Raw genomic sequence first — 17,865 nt, 5'->3', positions numbered from 1 at the left:
AGTTTACTTTATTATACATGTGAAAAATTCGGGATGTCAATCCGACGAAGACCCTGGTACTTTAAATACGGTCTCCCCCTTCTTTGACATGAAGTAATCACGCCTTGCAATCTCCCCGATATAATCAACGTCTTTTAGTTTATGCACTTCATCTTTTAATTGTGACTTCTTATTTTTCGTCTGCTCTAATTTGGCCTTCAGGTGTTTTTCTTGCTTCCCCTTATCCTCGAGTGAGACCATTTGGGAAGTGATGGTTGAGATCAGCATAAAGGCAAAAAACGAAAAAACCACCATAAAAGCTGCCAGGCGTCGATATAAACCACGTTTCTTCTTCGCGTCGATCTTTTGCTGGAGATGATGTTCTTTAACGTAGCCCGTATTTAATTCAGTAATCTTCTCTTTATTAAACTGGACCATGCCCACCCTCCTATTTCTCCTGTTTGCGGAACCAATTTTTGACTGTATTCTTCAGAGAAATAAGAATCCCTGCTTTTTTTAGCCATTTACCTTTTAAATTATACCATGTTTGCTTAGGAATGAAACGCGAAATCAGTCTAAATAACCATTTTATTGGAGAAAAAACAATCTTGAGCAGCGTGAAAACAATGGCCCAAACCCATCTTGCCGCCAAAATGCCTATAGCTAAAATGATAGAGATTACCCATTTTACAGGCTTTATGATAAGTCCATAGAAAAGCCTTACGAAAAAGCGGAACAATTGTGTGACAATGCGGATCATTACTTCCAGCACGCGTTTATAGCCTGTTTGCAGCAACGCTTTATAAAAACTGAAGCCGCACAAAAGAGCCGCAAAAATATACAAACGGAGATTGGCATGGTTCACATGAAGCAAAACATAAAAGACAATCAGTGCCTGCAGAAGCCAGAAAATCAAGTCATTGATAAAGTGCAGCCAGTACCATTTTCGGCGTTCATGGACGAAACGGCCATACGTATCAATCGCCATCCCGATCCATATTCCCATGGCTGCCATGGACAGCATCGTCTGGAATTGTACAGATAAGGTCATTTGAAAAGCTTGCCGAAAAATCCTTTGGTTTTTTCCCCGCTCTGCTGGTCAAGATAAACAAGGTCAAATACTTTCCCTTCTATGGACACCATGCCGGATTCCACATCCAGATTCTTCATTTTCAGGTTGGTACCCCGGATTGCAAGAAAGCCCATCGTTGTTTCCAGTAGAAACTCCTCGTTATCAAAGCTTTCAACCTGTTTGACACCAGTGATCTCAAGTTTTTTCCGGCCAACCATTTTCACGTCATGATCTGGAAGGTTCGCATTATTTAAGGAGCCATAGTTATGATATTGGTCCATTCTAATCCCCCTCTTTCGCTTTATGTTTATGAAAAGAGGGACAACTTTAGAACTTGGACTAAACAAAGAAAAGCGCATCCTCCGAGGACTAGGGATGAAATTAATGTTTTAAGCTGAGAACAAGAGCTAAATAAAAGAAGAGCCTAGAACTTAGGCTCTTCTTCCGTTGATTGAAGTGATTCCTCATTGATGATGGTATACATTTGGCCAGCTTCCTCTTTTTTAGTGAACTCCTTTAGCTCGTCTACGCGAACGGTCACGAGTTTCTGTCCGAAACGGATAGAAAGTTCGTCACCGGCTTTCAGAACCGAAGAGGATTTGGCCTGTTTGCCGTTGATGGCGATGCGGCCTTGATCAGAAATTTCCTTTGCTACCGTCCTTCTTTTAATAAGACGGGAGACTTTAAGAAATTTATCAAGACGCATTTACTTTACGGCTTCCTTTAACTTGTTCCCTGGACGGAAAGCCGGAACTGTAGAGGCAGGGATGCTGATCTCTTCTCCAGTTTGCGGGTTGCGCCCTGTACGGCTTGAACGCTCTCTTGTTTCAAACGTTCCGAATCCTACGAATTGTACTTTGTCTCCGCTCTTCAACGCATTTGTAATCTCATCAACAAGACCACTTACTACCACTTCAACGTCTTTCTTGGTTAAACCTGATTTCTCAGCAATATTTGTCACTAGTTCATTTCTGTTCATTTTTAAAAACCTCCTTAGCATTCTTTCAAAAGATTCGGGCAAAGTCCAGAAAACTTAAGGGTTCTGCTTGCTCTCGAACAATATTCTCTAAGAAAAAACAGATTCCTTCCCGGTTTTACAAATTTTCTTTCGCCTGATTCCAGAGCTGGTCCATCTTTTCCAGAGAGGCTTCCTCTGGAGTTAGCCCTTCTTTGCTTAGTTCATTTTCGATATAGCGGAACCGGGCATAGAACTTTTGATTCGTCAGAGCCAGTGCTTCTTCCGGATGGATGCCGTAAAAACGTCCGAGGTTCACCATGGTGAACAGCATGTCCCCAAATTCCTTACGGCGCTCATCGTTGGATTCTGCGGCCTTCCATTCATCGAACTCTTCCCTTAACTTATCTAAAATAGGCGTGACCTCATCCCAGTCAAAACCGGCCTTTGCCGCTTTTTTCTGATAATCATAAGCTTTGTGCAATGCAGGAAGCCCTTTTGCTACCCCATCAAGGAGCGAGCGGCGGTGCTCATTTCCTTTTTCCTTAGATTTGATCTGCTCCCAATTTTGAAGCACTTCATCCGCTGTATCGGCTTCTACGTCACCGAATACATGAGGATGGCGCCTGATCATTTTTTCTGCCAGACTCGAGATCACTTCATCCATTGAAAAATAACCTTCATCTTCACCGATTTGGGCATGCAGCAAGACTTGAAGGAGAACGTCCCCCAATTCCTCCGCTAGATGCTCATCATCTTCATCATCGATGGCTTCAAGCACTTCATAGGCTTCTTCGATTAAATATTTTTTCAACGATTCATGCGTTTGTTTCTTGTCCCATGGACAGCCGTCCGGCCCGCGCAGTTCTCTGATGATACCCCGCAGATGCTCAAAATCCCGGTACAGCATTTCCTCTTTATCAACGGGAGGAACATAGACGGCCGTCAAATTATTGAGCGTGACAGAACGATCCAGTTCATAGAGGGGAACCCACTGAATGGATTCTTCGGCACTTCCTGCAGCGGTCACAACAGCAACGTTAAAGTCATCCGGATACTTTTCCATTAACGTCAGTTTTACTTCGGAAGCGATGAATCCATCATACACCTGCACGATGATGAGGTGGTTGCGGATCTGGATGTGTTCCTTCTTCAAGCTGGTGCCGTCCAAGATTTGACATCCATCAATCGGGTCAATTTTTAAAGCGGTATACATCTCATCCAGAAAACTTTTGCCTCCCGCCACTTTCACTTCAACGCCGCGGCTGTCAGCTTCCTTCAGCAGCAGCTGAACGGTTTGCTCGGCAACAAGCGGATGGCCCGGCACGGCATAGATGATGTGATCTGAAGAAGCCTTTTGGAATAAAACAGAAGTGATTTCACGATAAACATCTTCAAAAGCATCATGTTTTTCATAGATGTCATCAAAGAAAGTCATCTTGACGCCTTCCTGCTCCAGCTTAGCTACAGCTGGATGATCATTTGTACGGACAAAGACATGTTCTGCCTTAAGCAGCATCCGGTACACTCCTACAGTGAGCTGATCCAGGTCCCCTGCTCCCAGTCCAAGTATTGTTATCGAATAAGGCATGTTAACTCCTTCTTTCTTTCCAGCGTTTCAACATATGCTGTAATTTTTGTAGTTTAGGAATGCGGACCAGTTCTTCCACCTTAAATACTTTAGCTGTTGTGAGTGCCACAAAAAGAGCGACCCCGCCGCCTGCACTGGCAGCCAGTGAAATGACAGCATCCGCCGATCTGGATTCTGTCATCACACGATCCAATCCTGATTTTATGAGCCATGCCGTAAGCGACATCACAGCCGCAGCGCCGCCGATGCGTATGCCATAAAATTTTTCTGCAGCAGCAAAGCCTGTTGTTCTTTCTAATATGACAAGATTTATTGCCGCTGCGGCAATGGATGCCAATACAGTGGCAAAACTTGCTCCCATTGGACCCCATAACGGCATCATAGCAAGGTTTCCTGCCACTTTAACAATAAAAGCAGCTGATACACTCATCACAGGATAGGTACTGTAACCCATCCCCTGCAGAAGGCCGGTGGATACAAGGAAAAGGGAAACGGTCAGGATAGAGATACCCAGGACTGCGATTTCCAAGGATCCTTCCGCGCTCTCAAAAAGCATCCGGTTTACAGGCTCGATAATCACGGCAAGGCCTGCCGAAGCGGCTAGACCGATAATAAAAACAGCCTTTATCGAGATACCGCATATTTTTTGAATTCTGGCAGAGTCCAAACGTACTTTTGCCGCGGCCACCGCTGGGACAGCAGCAAGGGAAATGGATGTTGCAATGACCGTACCCAGCTGAAGGAGCGGCTGCGCCCTGTCAAAGATCCCTTTTAAACTTCTTGCCTCCCCTAGCGTCACCCCATTTTGCTGCAGAAGATTTACGAACGTAAACGCATCCGCCAGCTGGAATAAAAGTAAAATCATTGAGCTCAATGATAATAGAAGCCCCGCTGAAAGGAGCTGAAAACCTATCTTTCTTGATGGCTTGGACCCCACTATCCAGCTTTTCTTCCGGCTCCCGGATCGGTTGAAATAGAGAACTAAAACGAGCAGCCCTGCCAAAGAACCGACAGCAGAGCCAGCGGAAGCTCCCGCACCAGCAATATAGACATTATAGCCATGTGAAATAAAATAATAGGAAAACCCAATGATACAGGCGACCCGGATGAACTGTTCTGCCACCTGGGAAAAAGCTGTGGGTTTCATTTGTTCAAATCCTTGAAAGATTCCCCTGAAAACGGCCACAAAGGGTACGGTCAAGTAGATCAGCGAAGTCGCCTGAATCGGAAGCTGAAGCCCCGGGTCACCCATCCAGCTTGCAATCTTGGCTGATGCAAAAAACAACAGAAGAAAAAGAAGCAAGCCCGCCGCAATAAATGCAGTAAATGCACTTCGGATGATCGTGCCTCTCTCCTTTTCTAAAAGACCTTCTGACCTTTCAGACAGAAGACGGGAAAGAGCAACAGGAAACCCGGCCAGCGCAAACGCTGAGGCGATGCCGTAAAACGGATACACCTGCTGAAACACATAAAACCCCGTATTGCCTGTTATATTTTGATAAGGAATGCGGTAAACCACACTTAGAATTTTTACGATAAACATGGCGATGGTCAACAAAAATGCCCCATGCCAAATCCGTTTCGATTGTTCGTCCATACCTGCTCCTAAACACTGCATCGAATAAAAGTATAAGTATTATAGCATAGTTAGAAAAGCTGAAGCCGCTGTTTAGAGACGAAATGCACTGGAGGTCTTTGGCATAAAACGCTTTTTGTTTTCTGACAAAGACCGAAGTGGTCGAGTCTCTAGCGGCTGAAGCTGGATCAAGAAAAGCTGAAGCGCCTGGTTAATAGCAGAAAAAAAGAAGGAGCCTCAGCTTCCTTCTTTTAGTGTTCCATTTGTCTGGCAAGAAAGCCCGCTGCAGTCTCTGCAAGCTTTTGCTCGAGTTCTGTGATTTTCTTGCCTTCTTTTGATATTAAAGCAACGGCTCCAATCGGATCTCCGCTCGCTACAATCGGTGCAATAACGTAGGATGATGACTCTTTCGTTCCATCTACGATCTCTACTTCGCTTCCATTGGAATCAAGCAGTGATTTTCGGTCGTTCATTGATGATTCAATCATTTTGCCGATGCTTTTGTTCAGATAGTCTTTCTTTGATCCGCCAGCTACCGCAATAAAAGTATCACGGTCAGCGATGAGAACTAAATGTCCCGAACTGTCAGCCAAGGATTCAGCATATTCTTTTGCAAAATCACCGAGTTCATTGATCGGTGAATATTTTTTTAATATCACTTCGCCATCCCTGTCCACAAAAATTTCAAGTGGATCTCCTTCTCTGATGCGGAGCGTACGGCGAATCTCTTTCGGTATAACAACCCGGCCAAGGTCATCAATACGGCGTACAATGCCTGTTGCTTTCATAGAATAATGCCCTCGCTTTCATATGGTGTATTCACTGGATGTAATACATAAATGAAACCTTCTTTTGATGATTGTTCCATTCCCTGCTAGTATTATTTGTTACCTTGCGAGTTCTATTCATCAAAAGCATTTTGTTTTTGGCCGGATGCCGCTTCTCTTTACGATCTGGACTTGGCTTTATCTTTTTTGACGCTTTTTAGCTTCTTCAGTACCTGCTCCATTGCCTGAAGCAGTTCTTTATCCGAGATGCGTTTTTTGTTAAATAATATTTTAAGTCTTTCTTTTTCCACACCAAGATTAATGAACCGGCCGAGCTTGTTGACGATATCAAACAGCTTGGCACCATCTATTTTCTCTGTCGCTTCCTGCGACAGCATGAGGGTTACCGTATCGCCTTTTTGCTCAATGCTGTCCGCGCTTTCTTGTTTGGCCAGCTCTTTAATCCTCGCAATTAACAGCAAGCATTCCACTTCAACCGGATAATCGCCAAAACGGTCGATCAGACTGTCATGAAGCTCATCGACATCAGCAAGGGAGTTCGCCGCCTTAAATTGCTTGTACATGTCGATCTTCTGTTTGCTGTCGTCGATATAGGTCGAAGGAATATAGGCATCCACTTCAATATTAATATCAATCACAGGCACAGTTTTCTTCGGCTTGTCGCCTTTTCTTTCTTCAATGGCTTCCTGCAGCATTTGAGAATAGAGGTCAAATCCAACAGAGTCAATAAAACCATGCTGTTGAGCCCCAAGAAGGTTCCCCGCTCCTCGGATCGACAGGTCACGCATTGCAATTTTAAAGCCTGAGCCAAGTTCTGTGAACTCCTTGATCGCCTGAAGTCTTTTTTCAGCCACTTCCGTAAGCACTTTATCCCGCTGATAGGTAAAATAAGCATAAGCGACCCGGTTGGAGCGCCCAACCCTCCCTCTTAACTGATAAAGCTGGGAGAGGCCCATTTTGTCAGCATCATAGACAATCAATGTATTGACGTTCGGTATGTCTACACCCGTCTCTATAATGGTCGTGGACACTAGCACATCTGTATTGCCTTCAAGGAAATCAAGCATGACAGATTCCAGTTCGTTCTCCGACATCTGTCCGTGAGCCGCAGCTACCCGGACATCAGGTATGAGAGCTGATATCTGTTCGGCCATCCGATCAATCGTTTCTACACGGTTATATAAAAAGTAAACCTGGCCGCCGCGCCCAAGTTCGCGCTCGATCGCCTCTCTCACAAGAGATGCGTTGTATTCCACTACATAGGTTTGAACAGGAAAACGGTTTTCAGGCGGTGTTTCAATGACTGATAAGTCCCTTACACCAAGCATGGACATATGGAGCGTTCTCGGTATAGGGGTCGCCGTTAACGTCAGTACATCAACGTTAGATTTTAACCGTTTGATTTTTTCTTTATGAGTAACCCCAAACCGCTGTTCCTCGTCAATAATCAGAAGGCCCAGATCATGATACTGGACATCCTTGGAAAGTAAACGGTGTGTTCCGATGACAATATCAACAGTTCCGTTCTTAAGCCCTTTCGTCACTTCCGACTGTTCCTTTTTAGAACGGAACCGGCTGAGTGAACCAATGGAAATCGGAAACTCGGCAAATCTTTCACGGAAGGTTTCGTAGTGCTGCTGAGCCAAGATCGTCGTTGGAACGAGGAATGCCACCTGCTTACCGTCCATAACTGCTTTAAAGGCGGCACGGATAGCCACCTCCGTTTTGCCATAGCCGACATCCCCGCAAAGAAGGCGGTCCATGGGGCGGGTCCTTTCCATATCGACCTTAATTTCATTAATAGCCCGAAGCTGATCGTCTGTTTCCTGATAAGGAAAGGAGGACTCAAATTCCTGCTGTTCAGCTCCATCTTTTCCGAACGCATAACCAACACTGGCTTCGCGTTCAGCATAGAGCTTGATCAAGTCATCCGCAATATCCTGCACCGAAGACTTAACTTTGCTTTTGACCTTCTTCCAGTCACTTCCGCCCAAGGCATAGATTTTCGGTTCCTTCGCTTCAGAACCGATAAACTTCTGCACTTGGTCGATCTGCTCGACAGGCACATAGAGCTTGTCATTTCCGGCATACCGAATGTGAAGATAATCTTTGTGGACCCCTTTTATTTCAAGGGTTTCAATCCCTAAGTATTTCCCAATCCCATGGTTAACGTGTACAACATAATCGCCGACTTTAAGTTCTGAGTAGCTTTTGATCCGTTCGGCATTGGACATTTTTTGAGAGCGTACTGGACGTCTTGCTTTCTTTGTAAAGACTTCTTCCTCTGTGATGACGGCAAGCTTCTGTTTCGGTGATTCGAAACCACTCGATAGGTCACCGATCAAAATTTGATTCACTTTCGGCTTAAGTACGGTATCGCCAGAAATAAGGCTCGCTTCCATTTCGTAGTCAGCCAGCACTCTTTCCAGACGCTTTGCCCGCTCCTCATTGGCGGCAAGAAAGACGACTGTATATCCTGTTTTCTTCCACCGCTCCAGTTCACCCTTCAGGACTTGTAGCTGCCCATGGAAATTCTGCATTCCTTTGCTTTCGACATTTACAATATTCTGCGGATTGGTGTGCGGAACATGGCGCAGGAAAAGCGATAGATAAATTTTATGGAATGGTGCCTGCTGTAGGATATCGCTCTCTTGTGATAAACGGATATCCGTCAGAATTTCCCCTTGCATCAACAGTGATGTATGCCATTCTGCTTCTTCTTTTTCCAGCTGGTTCGACATCTCCTGAACACGGCTGACTTCATCCATTACGATAACACTGTCCTTCGGCACGTAATCCAGCAGACTGGCAGGCTCATCATAAAATAAGGATATATATTTATACATCCCCTGGTAGCGCTGCTTTTCCTTAAATTGGCCGATTTCATAAGCCGTATGTTCAACAAGCGTTTCTTTAACCTGCTTGTCTTTAATCTTTTTTAGTGTGGAGGACACTCCAGCTTCCATCTTTTCAACCGCTGTTTCAAATTGTTCACTATAGAGCAGGATCTCCTGTGCAGGCCCGATCAATATTTTTTCTGTCTTTTTGTCAGATCGCTGCGTATCCGCTTCAAAAAAGCGAATTGAATCGATTTCCGTATCAAACAGCTCAATTCGGACCGGCAGTCTTTCTGTTAAAGGATAGATGTCCAGAATTCCGCCGCGCATACTGAACTCTCCTGGGGAGGAAACCATGCTTACCCGCTCGTACCCAATGGCCACGAGTGTGTTCAATACGTGTTCTACCTCAAGATCCATTCCTGTTTCAAATCCAAGCTGACTCTGTTTCCATAAACTTTTCGGCGGCAGAAATCTCCTGACACCGGCAATCGGAGCTATAATGACGCCTTTATCCTTATGAGTCAGAAAGTTAAGCACTTCTAACCGCTGAGCTTTTAACTCGGGACTGGCAATTGCAATTTCTGAAGATATCAAATCATTGACCGGATAAAGAAAAACCTCTTCTTCCGGAAGCAGGCTGCATAGATCTTCATAGAGCTTCTGAGCCTGATAAAGATTATGAGTGATGACGAATTGTGTTTGTCCCGTCTGCTCATATAAAGAGGCAATTAGAAGCGTCCTTGCCGATCCGGATAATCCGGCGACCAGCTGTTCTTTCAGGTTTTCCTTTAAACCTGTCAGTACAGCCTGAAAATCATCGCCCTTGCTGTAGAGCTTTTTAAGTCCTAACATGTAAACCTCCCCCCTGATGAAATACAAACCCGTGTATTCCTCAGTACTATGTTGTATATGCTTACTGATGGTGTTTCTTGCTCTTTTCCCCGTTTATGATATGAATATTCTATTCTGCTTCAAACAGAAAAAGCCTTGGCCAGCTGCCAAAGCGACTTTCTTATTGAATAAAAGAATGGAGCGCATAGTAATCCGGGTTTCTCTCAAGCGCTTCATGACAATCCTCGCAAATGGTTTTGACTTGTAAATGCCCTTGCTTGTCATACTCGAGCATCGCTTGCCTTTCTTCAGAAGTAAGCTCGTGAAAACCAAGCTGTTCTGAAGTAAGATTCTGGTGCTCCAGGCTTCCCACGTGCTTTCCACAGTGGCGGCAATGATAATGAATAGCCAATGACTCAGCCCCCTTATCCGGTTCATATTATGTTATGTTACTCCCATTATGAACGGAACAGGGGATTTCTATTCAGCCGTTGTACTTATTCATGACGCGTGAAAACGGCATAGACAGAAAGGCTTCACACGCATCAGATGACCGTTGAAGAGCTGATTCAATAAGAGGAGCGTCCTCTTTAGAAAACGGACTGAGAACGTAATCCGGTACAGGCTGGGCATTGGACGGCCTTCCAATTCCGAATCGGACTCTGTTATACTCCTGAGTGCCAATATGGGCGATAATAGATTTCATCCCATTATGGCCGCCGGCACTTCCTTTTTCCCTCAGCCTCAGTTTGCCTGCAGGGGTATCCAGATCATCGTAAATGACCACCATGTCCTCAACAGCCAATTTAAAATAATCTTTAAAAGGGCGGACACTTTCTCCTGATAAATTCATATACGTTAAAGGCTTTAACAAATACACCTTTTCTCCATTAATTACACCAGTCCCATAAATCCCTTTAAATTTCGATTGGTTTAAAGGAATGTTAAAACGCTTTGATAATTCATCGATCACCCAAAAGCCCACATTGTGGCGTGTATTTTCATATTCTCTGCCCGGGTTTCCGAGACCTACAAACCATTTCACATGAAATCCTCACTTTCATGGCCGCTGTCTTACACCAACAGCCTATGATGATGCTACCTCATATTATACACTAAACTGTGCTGGTCATTAATTAAGAACGCCTACAGAAAAGCTCATTGAGCCAGGCACCAATCAAAACAAACGGCGCAGCCTGCAAGCTGCGCCGTTCCTTATCTTCTGCAATTAATTATTCTTTAGGCCCGCCGGAACCCTTGTCCTCATTATCCACAGCTTTTCCTTCTGCATCTCCGCCTGGATCCGCTTCTGCTTCTTCTCGATCTTCAGCATCTTCGTCTTCCGTTTCAGCAACGGCCGGAGGTGTAACAGTCAGAACAACCTCTTCCTCGTCATCAACAATTTCATAAGAAGATGAGGCCGGAAGATCTTTTACAAGGAGGGAATCTCCAATGTTAAGATTTTCTGCATTGACTTCAATATGATCCGGGAAATCATTCGGCTTGGCTTTTACCGTCACCGTATGAAGAATACGCTGAAGGACACCGCCTTCTTTCACTCCCGGAGATTCGCCTGTAACCGTTAGAGGCACATCAGCTTCGATTTCTTTTTTAAGGTCAACCACGATGAAATCAATATGTCTGACTTCATTTTTTAAGTGATCTCTTTGTACTTCCTGAACCATTACCGACAATTTTTTCTTATCATCTGTAACCAGGGAAATAACCCCGTTTAGTCCATGGTCTTTTATTACTTTTATAAACTCTGTTTCTGTAACAGCTACAGACTGAGGTTCTGTGCCGCTGCCGTATACAACTGCAGGCACATTCCCTTCTTGTCTAAGTTGAGTGATATAAGAACGCTTTGTGGTATTTCGTTTATTGGCTTTGAGTTCTGTTGCCATATTATTTCACCCTTCCTAAATATAAGTCTCTATAAGAATTACCCTATTTTACGAAGTTTTAAACCAAGCAAGCAAAAACCATGCCTCCGAAAGCTGTCTATTAATCAAATAGTTTGGAAACAGAAAGCTGTTCGTGAACGCGAATAATCGCTTCTCCAAGCAATGGAGCCACAGATAGCTGAGTAACTTTGTCCGTGCGTTTTTCGTCTGGAAGGACAATCGTGTTCGTCACGACAAGTTCTTTAATCCTGGAGTTCTGGATGCGTTCCATTGCAGGACCTGACAATACAGGGTGTGTACAGCATGCATAGACTTCCTTCGCACCGTTTTCAACAAGCGCGTTTGCAGCAAGTGTGATCGTACCTGCAGTGTCGATGATGTCATCAATCAAAATCGCCGTCTTTCCTTCAATGTTACCAACGATGTTCATGACTTCAGCCACATTCGGACGCGGACGACGTTTGTCAATGATCGCAATAGGAGCTTTCAGACGGTCTGCCATTTTTCTTGCACGTGTTACTCCACCGTGATCAGGAGAAACCACGACAATGTCATTAAGTTTCTTATCTTCAAAGTAATTGGCAAGAATCGGAACACCAAGAAGCTGATCCACTGGAATATCAAAGAATCCCTGGATTTGGGTAGCGTGAAGGTCGATAGTAATAACCCTTGTCGCCCCTGCAGTTTCTAAAAGGTTTGCTACTAGTTTTGCTGTAATAGGTTCACGCGCACGCGCTTTGCGGTCCTGGCGGGCATACCCGTAATAAGGAATGACCACATTGATCGTTTTGGCTGAAGCACGTTTAAGCGCATCAATCATGATAAGCAATTCCATTAAGTGCTGATTAACTGGGGCGCTTGTAGACTGAATAATATAAACTTCGCTCCCGCGGATGCTTTCTTCGATATTGATTTGAATTTCGCCATCGCTGAAGCGGGTTACAGAGCTTTTTCCAAGTTCAATTCCAATATGCTTCGCAATTTCCTGTGCGAGTTCAATATTTGAATTTAACGTAAAAACCTTTAACGTAGAATCAACATAACTAGTAGCCATTAACACCTATTCCTTCCGTTTTTTAAACTACTTGCTCAATTTTCTTGTAAACAGCTTTATGCTTTATTTTTTGTTCTTTAATTTTGAAACATAATCTTCTTTAGTTGTCTGTCTGCTTCTCGCAATCGAGAATGCTTCACCCGGAACATCATCAGTAATCGTAGATCCTGCAGCGACATAGGCGTTTTGCCCGACTGTTACAGGAGCGATTAAATTGGAGTTGCAGCCGATGAAAGCTCCGTCTTCAACTTTCGTTAGATGCTTGTTCTCTCCATCATAATTAACGGTAATCGATCCGCAGCCGAGGTTCACCTCTCTGCCAATCTCCGCATCACCGATATAGCTTAGATGAGAAGCCTTGCTTCCTTGTGCCATTACCGATTTTTTCACTTCCACAAAGTTACCAATCTTTACCTGGTCTTCAATAGAAGAAGCTGGGCGGATATGGGCGAACGGCCCGATGTTTACTTCATTACCGACCTCACTGTCATGAACGACGGACTGTTTGATCGTATTTCCGTTTCCGAACTTACTGTCCTTAATTTCACTGTTTGGTCCAATGATATTGTTTTCACCGATGACAGAAGATCCATTGATCATTGTGCCTGGATAAAGAATGGTGTCTCTTCCGATGACTGCGTCAGAAGAAATATACGTCTGTTCAGGGTCAATGATGGTTACACCGTTTCTCATATGCCCTTCATTGATTCGTTTTTTCATCGTTTTTTCCGCTTGCGAAAGGGCTACACGGTCATTGACACCAAGTGTTTCATCAAAAGATGGAGTCTGATAAGCTGCTACGACTTCACCTTTCTTCTGAATGATTTCGATTACGTCTGGCAAATAGTATTCACCCTGAGAGTTATCGTTATTGACAGAAGAAAGAGCCTCAAATAAGGACTGGTTATCGAAGCAGTAGGTTCCCGTATTAATTTCCTGTACTTTCTTTTCTTCGTCACTTGCATCTTTATGCTCAACGATTCTTTCAACCGTTCCGCTCTCATTGCGAAGTACACGTCCATAACCTGCTGGATCTTCTGCTTTCGCAGTAAGAATCGTGACTTTCGCGCCGGCGGCCTGATGCTCATCAATCAGCTTTTGCATCGTTTCTGCAGTGATCAGAGGAGTGTCGCCACATACAACAAGCGTAATGCCGTCCTCTTTTGACAGGGCATCATCAGCCTGCATGACTGCATGCGCTGTTCCTAGCTGTTCTTCCTGAAGTACATATCCTGAACGGTCTCCGAGCTGGTCTTTAACCTTTTCGGCGCCATGGCCTACTACCGTTACAATCTTCTGCATGTCCAATTGAGAGATCTGATCGACCACGTGTTGTACCATCGGTTTGCCGCAGACAGGATGCAGTACTTTATATAAACTGGATTTCATTCTCGTTCCTTGACCTGCAGCTAACACTACTGCGAAGCGTTTACTCATAAATGACCTCCACTATTATTTACTATTACTCTGCTGATATTCCCTTACGAATATATCTTATAATCACAGTCATTTCAAGGAGTGTGAAGGATTTGTCAATGTATTGTTAAAAAGCTCCAATGGTTTGGCAGAGACGCCGTGCACTGGAAGCCTTGAGATTCAGCACGCCCTTTGCCTGGGCCGAAGGGGCGTAGTGACTCAAGTCTCTAACCATTTGAGCTAGATTAATTAAAAAGCTGAAGCGACCGCATAAAGCTGAAAGACGGTGGAGCTAGATTAGTTAAAAAGCTCCAATAACTCAAGCATTGATACTCATAATGACATTACTATTGGCTATGAATATAGCTATCCTTGCAGTACTTTAATGACTAGATACATCATTGGAACTTCCCTTTTCATTCCTGTCTTAAAACCACCCACGCTAAAAAAAGCATAAAAAAAGAACTCCTTGAGTAAGGAGCTCTTTTATACGCTGTTTAGGATGCCCCTGCTTCTTCAAAAGCAGATTCCATTTCACCCATTCTGTGATATTCCGTCAACACCGCGTTTTGAATCTTTTCGCGTGTACTGGACGTAATCGGGTGAGCGATATCTCTAAATTCCCCATCCGGCGTTCTTTTGCTAGGCATAGCAACGAACATACCGTTATTCCCATCAATCACACGAATGTCATGGATAACAAATTCATGATCGATCGTAATCGAAGCAATCGCTTTCATACGTCCTTCTGTATTCACCCTTCTAAGTCTTACATCAGTCACTTCCATTCCAAACACCACCTTTTTCCATAAATAAGAACGTATAACAACATTTCTTCATTCTTTTTCAAAATCCTTCTATATATAATAAAAATTTTTAAAAAATTATGTAAAATAAAAAATAGCACCTTCTCAAATGAAAAGGTGCTATTTTCCTATCTTTTTATTTTTACGTTTTGACTAAGGCAATGACTTCAATTTCAATTTGCACATCCTTTGGCAGGCGGGCAACTTCCACACAAGAACGGGCAGGCTTGTGTTCAGAGAAATACTCTCCGTATACTTCATTAATGGTTCCAAAATCATCCATATTTTTGATAAAGACAGTCGTTTTTACTACTTGCTCGAATGAAGAGTTCGCTTCCTCCAAAACAGCCTGAAGGTTTTTAAAAACCTGATGGGTTTGCGCAGCAATATCGCCTTCCACCAAGGTGCCTTCTGCTGTCAGAGGAATCTGGCCTGAACTGTAAAAAAGATTATTAACAACCATCCCCTGTACATACGGGCCGATAGCTGCAGGTGCTTTTGCAGTCTGTACCTTGTTCATCGTTATCTCTTCTCCTTTTGAATGAAGTAATTTCCTTCCTCAACCTCTATCCTCTGTTCCTTTTCATTCACACTGGCCAGCCGGGTTAATGACACATAATCATCCACGAGCCTCTCTGCTCCATCCTGTGCCTCAACGAGTACACCGATTCCAGTCACTTCCGCCTGGAACTCTTTGATCAGGCTGATCATGCCGCGGATTGTGCCGCCAGCCTTCATGAAGTCATCAATAATAAGTACGCTGGCACCCTTCTTGATACTTCTTCTCGCCAGCGCCATCGTTTGAATGCGTTTCGTTGATCCCGATACATAGTTGATACTGACAGTAGACCCTTCCGTCACTCTGCTGTTGCTGCGTACGATTACGACAGGAACATTCAACTGCGAGGCCACTGCATACGCCAAAGGTATCCCCTTCGTCGCCACGGTCATGACGGCATCAATTTTTTGAAGCGAAAAAACGGAGGAAAAAAGCCGTCCCACCTGGTTGACCAGATTAGGATTTCCAATGATGTCCGTTAAGTAAAGGTAACCGCCGGGAAGCAGCCGGTCAGGATCTTCAAGCATTCCGGTCAGTTCTTCAATGATCTCTTTTGCTTCCGCTTCAGAAACAGAAGGAATATACTTTACGCCGCCGGCTGCTCCAGCCACTGTAATGATAGAGCCAATCCCTTGGTATTCAAAATTTTCTTTAATGATGGCCAAGTCTTCGCTGATGGATGATTTGGCAGACTGATACCTCTCCACAAAGTATGATAATGGAATCAACTGATGTGGATGCTGCAATAGGTATGTGGTTAAGTCAACCATTCTTCCGCTTCGTTTTAACTTCATCCTGCGCCTCCAAAAACCGAATATTTGAAGTTAATATACCATTTTCATACGGTTTTTATCAACATACAAATGAAAATCGTTCAAATTATCCGTTTTTTAAAAGAGGGCGAAAGAACATTAGTATTTAAAGTCTTCCTGTCCCTCACCCAGCAGGCGTACAGCGTAAACTTCATGGCAAAAACCTCTCAGGCCGTTGTACACACGGTTAACCCGCGACTCATGCTGAAACAGTCCAAAAACGGTTGGGCCGCTTCCGCTCATGAGCACACCATCTGCACCGAGCCGATGCATTTGATCTTTGATCTGCTTTACTTCCGGATAAATGGGAAGGGTAACCGTTTCGAGAACGTTTCCTAGCTGGCCGCAGACACCTTCATAATCATTCGTTTCAATTGCATGAACCATCGCCTCAATGTCAGGATGATCAATGGTTTTGGTATCAAGCCTTCGGTACACTTCGGCAGTCGATACACCGATTGGGGGTTTGGCAAGCAGCACCCAGCAAGGCGGCGGCGCTTTAATATGCTGAATATGTTCCCCTCTGCCAGAAGCGATAGCGGTACCGCCGTAAACACAAAAGGATACGTCAGAACCAATCTTTGCCCCAAGTACAGCCAGTTCATCCAGAGAAAGTCCGAGCTTCCAGATCTCATTCAGGCCTTTTAATGCCGCGGCTGCATCGCTGCTCCCCCCTGCAAGTCCAGCTGCAACAGGAATATTCTTAGCAATGTGGATCCCGACTCCTTTTTTAACCCCAAAGGTCTTCTTGAGAAGCAAAGCTGCTTGATAAGCCAGGTTCCGCTGATCGAGGGGGACGAACCCGCCTGTAGATTCAATCGTTATTCGATTTTCCTCAAGGAGTGTCAGTTCCACACGGTCAGAGAGGTCTACCGTCGTCATAATCATTTTTACTTCGTGGTACCCATCTTCCCGTTTACCGAGAACATCCAGAGACAAATTGATTTTTGCCGGAGCCTTGATGGATATCTTATTATCATTCATAAAGATTCCCCTATATTTTTAAGATAATTTGATACTATCATAAAACGGGAAGCGCCTCTATATACAAAAAACCGGAGCATGGCTCCGGCGTCTCGCATATTTTATTGCTGTCGGGACAGGTTCTGCTGCGCCATTTCTATAGCGCGCTTTACCATATTGCCTGCGTCCTTGGACTTAATGCCGCCCCAGCCTTCCTTTTGGACCGTATCATAAAACCCAAGGTCTTTTGCAAGCTCCATCTTGAATTGTTCAGACATCATTCCACGTCTACGGCTCATGATGCAATACCCCTCTCAAAAATAAGCGATAAGGGTAGTATTTTACGGATTATAAAATGTTATGTATCAACCATTGGTTTGCTTAAGTCTTCGTTTTTTGAAAAAAAGGCAAAAAAAAGCAGTAAGGATTCTTACTGCCCGCTAACCACCTGGGATTCTTCTAAGAAAGTTAGTTCAACGGTTTCCGTTAATACGTCAGCGTAGCTGTAAGAAACACGTTCAAAAGCGTTGGTGTCCTGATCCAGTTTAATAATAAATACGGCAGGGTATGTTTCTTCTAAGGTACCAAGTCGTTCAATCGTTTTGCGACGACCTCCGTTGGCTCTTAGAGAAAGTTTTTTACCCACGTTAGACTCTAAAATTCGTCTAATGTCCACAATTGTTTTACCCATATCGGCTCCACCTCACTTAGACAAATTG

Annotated in this window: 20 protein-coding genes; all 20 read right to left on the bottom strand. The window is 44.2% G+C overall.

The features are described 5' to 3' along the window. Nucleotides 1-36: 36 nt before the first annotated feature. The 20 genes from M1K46_RS23400 to veg all read right to left on the bottom strand — a co-directional run bounded on the left by M1K46_RS23400 (nucleotide 37) and on the right by veg (nucleotide 17,837). Nucleotides 37-417: an FtsB family cell division protein gene (locus M1K46_RS23400; protein WP_062240335.1), complete on the bottom strand. Its 381-nt coding sequence runs from the start codon at nucleotides 415-417 to the stop codon at nucleotides 37-39. A gap of 10 nt (nucleotides 418-427) precedes the next feature. Beyond that, nucleotides 428-1,030 carry a spore cortex biosynthesis protein YabQ gene (gene yabQ / locus M1K46_RS23395; RefSeq protein ID WP_053356250.1) on the bottom strand — a complete coding sequence of 201 codons (603 nt, stop codon included), beginning with the start codon at nucleotides 1,028-1,030 and terminating at the stop codon, nucleotides 428-430. Further along, nucleotides 1,027-1,332 (bottom strand): sporulation protein YabP, encoded by a 306-nt coding sequence (gene yabP, locus M1K46_RS23390; RefSeq protein WP_053356251.1) that lies wholly within the window; start codon nucleotides 1,330-1,332, stop codon nucleotides 1,027-1,029. Before yabP ends, yabQ begins: the two co-directional genes overlap by 4 nt. 143 nt (nucleotides 1,333-1,475) lie before the next feature. Next, nucleotides 1,476-1,757 carry an RNA-binding S4 domain-containing protein gene (locus M1K46_RS23385; RefSeq protein ID WP_053356252.1) on the bottom strand — a complete coding sequence of 94 codons (282 nt, stop codon included), beginning with the start codon at nucleotides 1,755-1,757 and terminating at the stop codon, nucleotides 1,476-1,478. Then, the gene (locus tag M1K46_RS23380; protein ID WP_053356253.1) at nucleotides 1,758-2,030 is read right to left on the bottom strand and encodes an HU family DNA-binding protein; all 273 of its coding nucleotides are present in this window, start codon (nucleotides 2,028-2,030) and stop codon (nucleotides 1,758-1,760) included. A 115-nt stretch (nucleotides 2,031-2,145) separates the two neighbouring features. After that, nucleotides 2,146-3,597 (bottom strand): nucleoside triphosphate pyrophosphohydrolase, encoded by a 1,452-nt coding sequence (mazG, locus tag M1K46_RS23375; RefSeq protein WP_256227866.1) that lies wholly within the window; start codon nucleotides 3,595-3,597, stop codon nucleotides 2,146-2,148. A gap of 1 nt (nucleotide 3,598) precedes the next feature. Next, the gene (locus M1K46_RS23370) at nucleotides 3,599-5,194 is read right to left on the bottom strand and encodes a putative polysaccharide biosynthesis protein (RefSeq protein ID WP_256227865.1); all 1,596 of its coding nucleotides are present in this window, start codon (nucleotides 5,192-5,194) and stop codon (nucleotides 3,599-3,601) included. Nucleotides 5,195-5,424: 230 nt separating this feature from the next. Further along, nucleotides 5,425-5,961 (bottom strand): stage V sporulation protein T, encoded by a 537-nt coding sequence (spoVT, locus tag M1K46_RS23365; RefSeq protein WP_053356256.1) that lies wholly within the window; start codon nucleotides 5,959-5,961, stop codon nucleotides 5,425-5,427. 158 nt (nucleotides 5,962-6,119) lie between these two features. Next, nucleotides 6,120-9,653 carry a transcription-repair coupling factor gene (gene mfd / locus M1K46_RS23360; RefSeq protein WP_256227864.1) on the bottom strand — a complete coding sequence of 1,178 codons (3,534 nt, stop codon included), beginning with the start codon at nucleotides 9,651-9,653 and terminating at the stop codon, nucleotides 6,120-6,122. A gap of 160 nt (nucleotides 9,654-9,813) precedes the next feature. Beyond that, nucleotides 9,814-10,044: an anti-sigma-F factor Fin family protein gene (locus M1K46_RS23355; protein ID WP_053356259.1), complete on the bottom strand. Its 231-nt coding sequence runs from the start codon at nucleotides 10,042-10,044 to the stop codon at nucleotides 9,814-9,816. Between the two features lie 72 nt (nucleotides 10,045-10,116). Further along, a complete protein-coding gene (gene pth, locus M1K46_RS23350) occupies nucleotides 10,117-10,677 on the bottom strand; it encodes an aminoacyl-tRNA hydrolase (protein ID WP_053356260.1) in 561 nt (186 codons plus the stop codon). A 187-nt stretch (nucleotides 10,678-10,864) separates the two neighbouring features. Continuing rightward, nucleotides 10,865-11,536 (bottom strand): 50S ribosomal protein L25/general stress protein Ctc, encoded by a 672-nt coding sequence (locus tag M1K46_RS23345; RefSeq protein ID WP_256227863.1) that lies wholly within the window; start codon nucleotides 11,534-11,536, stop codon nucleotides 10,865-10,867. Nucleotides 11,537-11,636: 100 nt separating this feature from the next. Beyond that, nucleotides 11,637-12,590, bottom strand: coding sequence for a ribose-phosphate diphosphokinase (locus M1K46_RS23340; RefSeq protein WP_256227862.1), 954 nt, complete (start codon nucleotides 12,588-12,590; stop codon nucleotides 11,637-11,639). Between the two features lie 63 nt (nucleotides 12,591-12,653). Next, the gene (gene glmU, locus M1K46_RS23335; protein WP_256227861.1) at nucleotides 12,654-14,027 is read right to left on the bottom strand and encodes a bifunctional UDP-N-acetylglucosamine diphosphorylase/glucosamine-1-phosphate N-acetyltransferase GlmU; all 1,374 of its coding nucleotides are present in this window, start codon (nucleotides 14,025-14,027) and stop codon (nucleotides 12,654-12,656) included. Between the two features lie 476 nt (nucleotides 14,028-14,503). Then, entirely contained in the window at nucleotides 14,504-14,794 is a 291-nt protein-coding gene (spoVG, locus tag M1K46_RS23330; protein ID WP_053356264.1) for a septation regulator SpoVG, read from the bottom strand. 160 nt (nucleotides 14,795-14,954) lie between these two features. Next, nucleotides 14,955-15,332 carry a RidA family protein gene (locus tag M1K46_RS23325; protein WP_053356265.1) on the bottom strand — a complete coding sequence of 126 codons (378 nt, stop codon included), beginning with the start codon at nucleotides 15,330-15,332 and terminating at the stop codon, nucleotides 14,955-14,957. 2 nt (nucleotides 15,333-15,334) lie between these two features. After that, complete coding sequence (purR, locus tag M1K46_RS23320) at nucleotides 15,335-16,165, bottom strand: pur operon repressor (protein ID WP_256227860.1); 831 nt, start codon at nucleotides 16,163-16,165, stop codon at nucleotides 15,335-15,337. 117 nt (nucleotides 16,166-16,282) lie between these two features. Then, nucleotides 16,283-17,167 carry a 4-(cytidine 5'-diphospho)-2-C-methyl-D-erythritol kinase gene (gene ispE, locus M1K46_RS23315; protein ID WP_053356267.1) on the bottom strand — a complete coding sequence of 295 codons (885 nt, stop codon included), beginning with the start codon at nucleotides 17,165-17,167 and terminating at the stop codon, nucleotides 16,283-16,285. Nucleotides 17,168-17,268: 101 nt separating this feature from the next. Then, nucleotides 17,269-17,445: a small, acid-soluble spore protein, alpha/beta type gene (locus M1K46_RS23310; protein ID WP_053356268.1), complete on the bottom strand. Its 177-nt coding sequence runs from the start codon at nucleotides 17,443-17,445 to the stop codon at nucleotides 17,269-17,271. A 131-nt stretch (nucleotides 17,446-17,576) separates the two neighbouring features. Then, on the bottom strand, nucleotides 17,577-17,837 hold the full coding sequence (veg, locus tag M1K46_RS23305) for a biofilm formation stimulator Veg (RefSeq protein ID WP_062240361.1): 261 nt from the start codon (nucleotides 17,835-17,837) through the stop codon (nucleotides 17,577-17,579). Between the last annotated feature and the right edge of the window lie 28 nt (nucleotides 17,838-17,865).

This window comes from Fictibacillus sp. WQ 8-8 (assembly GCF_024494405.1).
GTDB classification, from domain to species: domain Bacteria; phylum Bacillota; class Bacilli; order Bacillales; family Fictibacillaceae; genus Fictibacillus_C; species Fictibacillus_C marinisediminis.
The sequence above is the reverse complement of the archived record's forward strand: the minus strand, read 5'-3'. Positions and strand labels throughout refer to the sequence as shown.

Coding starts and splice junctions, on each gene's coding strand:
- M1K46_RS23340 (WP_256227862.1), bottom strand. CDS start 12,590: ATGGCTACTAGTTATGTTGATTCTACGTTAAAGGTTTTTACGTTAAAT.
- mazG (WP_256227866.1), bottom strand. CDS start 3,597: ATGCCTTATTCGATAACAATACTTGGACTGGGAGCAGGGGACCTGGAT.
- M1K46_RS23370 (WP_256227865.1), bottom strand. CDS start 5,194: ATGGACGAACAATCGAAACGGATTTGGCATGGGGCATTTTTGTTGACC.
- spoVT (WP_053356256.1), bottom strand. CDS start 5,961: ATGAAAGCAACAGGCATTGTACGCCGTATTGATGACCTTGGCCGGGTT.
- M1K46_RS23325 (WP_053356265.1), bottom strand. CDS start 15,332: ATGAACAAGGTACAGACTGCAAAAGCACCTGCAGCTATCGGCCCGTAT.
- yabP (WP_053356251.1), bottom strand. CDS start 1,332: ATGGACCAATATCATAACTATGGCTCCTTAAATAATGCGAACCTTCCA.
- M1K46_RS23385 (WP_053356252.1), bottom strand. CDS start 1,757: ATGCGTCTTGATAAATTTCTTAAAGTCTCCCGTCTTATTAAAAGAAGG.
- mfd (WP_256227864.1), bottom strand. CDS start 9,653: ATGTTAGGACTTAAAAAGCTCTACAGCAAGGGCGATGATTTTCAGGCT.
- purR (WP_256227860.1), bottom strand. CDS start 16,165: ATGAAGTTAAAACGAAGCGGAAGAATGGTTGACTTAACCACATACCTA.
- M1K46_RS23380 (WP_053356253.1), bottom strand. CDS start 2,030: ATGAACAGAAATGAACTAGTGACAAATATTGCTGAGAAATCAGGTTTA.
- veg (WP_062240361.1), bottom strand. CDS start 17,837: ATGGGTAAAACAATTGTGGACATTAGACGAATTTTAGAGTCTAACGTG.
- glmU (WP_256227861.1), bottom strand. CDS start 14,027: ATGAGTAAACGCTTCGCAGTAGTGTTAGCTGCAGGTCAAGGAACGAGA.
- spoVG (WP_053356264.1), bottom strand. CDS start 14,794: ATGGAAGTGACTGATGTAAGACTTAGAAGGGTGAATACAGAAGGACGT.
- yabQ (WP_053356250.1), bottom strand. CDS start 1,030: ATGACCTTATCTGTACAATTCCAGACGATGCTGTCCATGGCAGCCATG.
- M1K46_RS23345 (WP_256227863.1), bottom strand. CDS start 11,536: ATGGCAACAGAACTCAAAGCCAATAAACGAAATACCACAAAGCGTTCT.
- ispE (WP_053356267.1), bottom strand. CDS start 17,167: ATGAATGATAATAAGATATCCATCAAGGCTCCGGCAAAAATCAATTTG.
- M1K46_RS23310 (WP_053356268.1), bottom strand. CDS start 17,445: ATGAGCCGTAGACGTGGAATGATGTCTGAACAATTCAAGATGGAGCTT.
- M1K46_RS23400 (WP_062240335.1), bottom strand. CDS start 417: ATGGTCCAGTTTAATAAAGAGAAGATTACTGAATTAAATACGGGCTAC.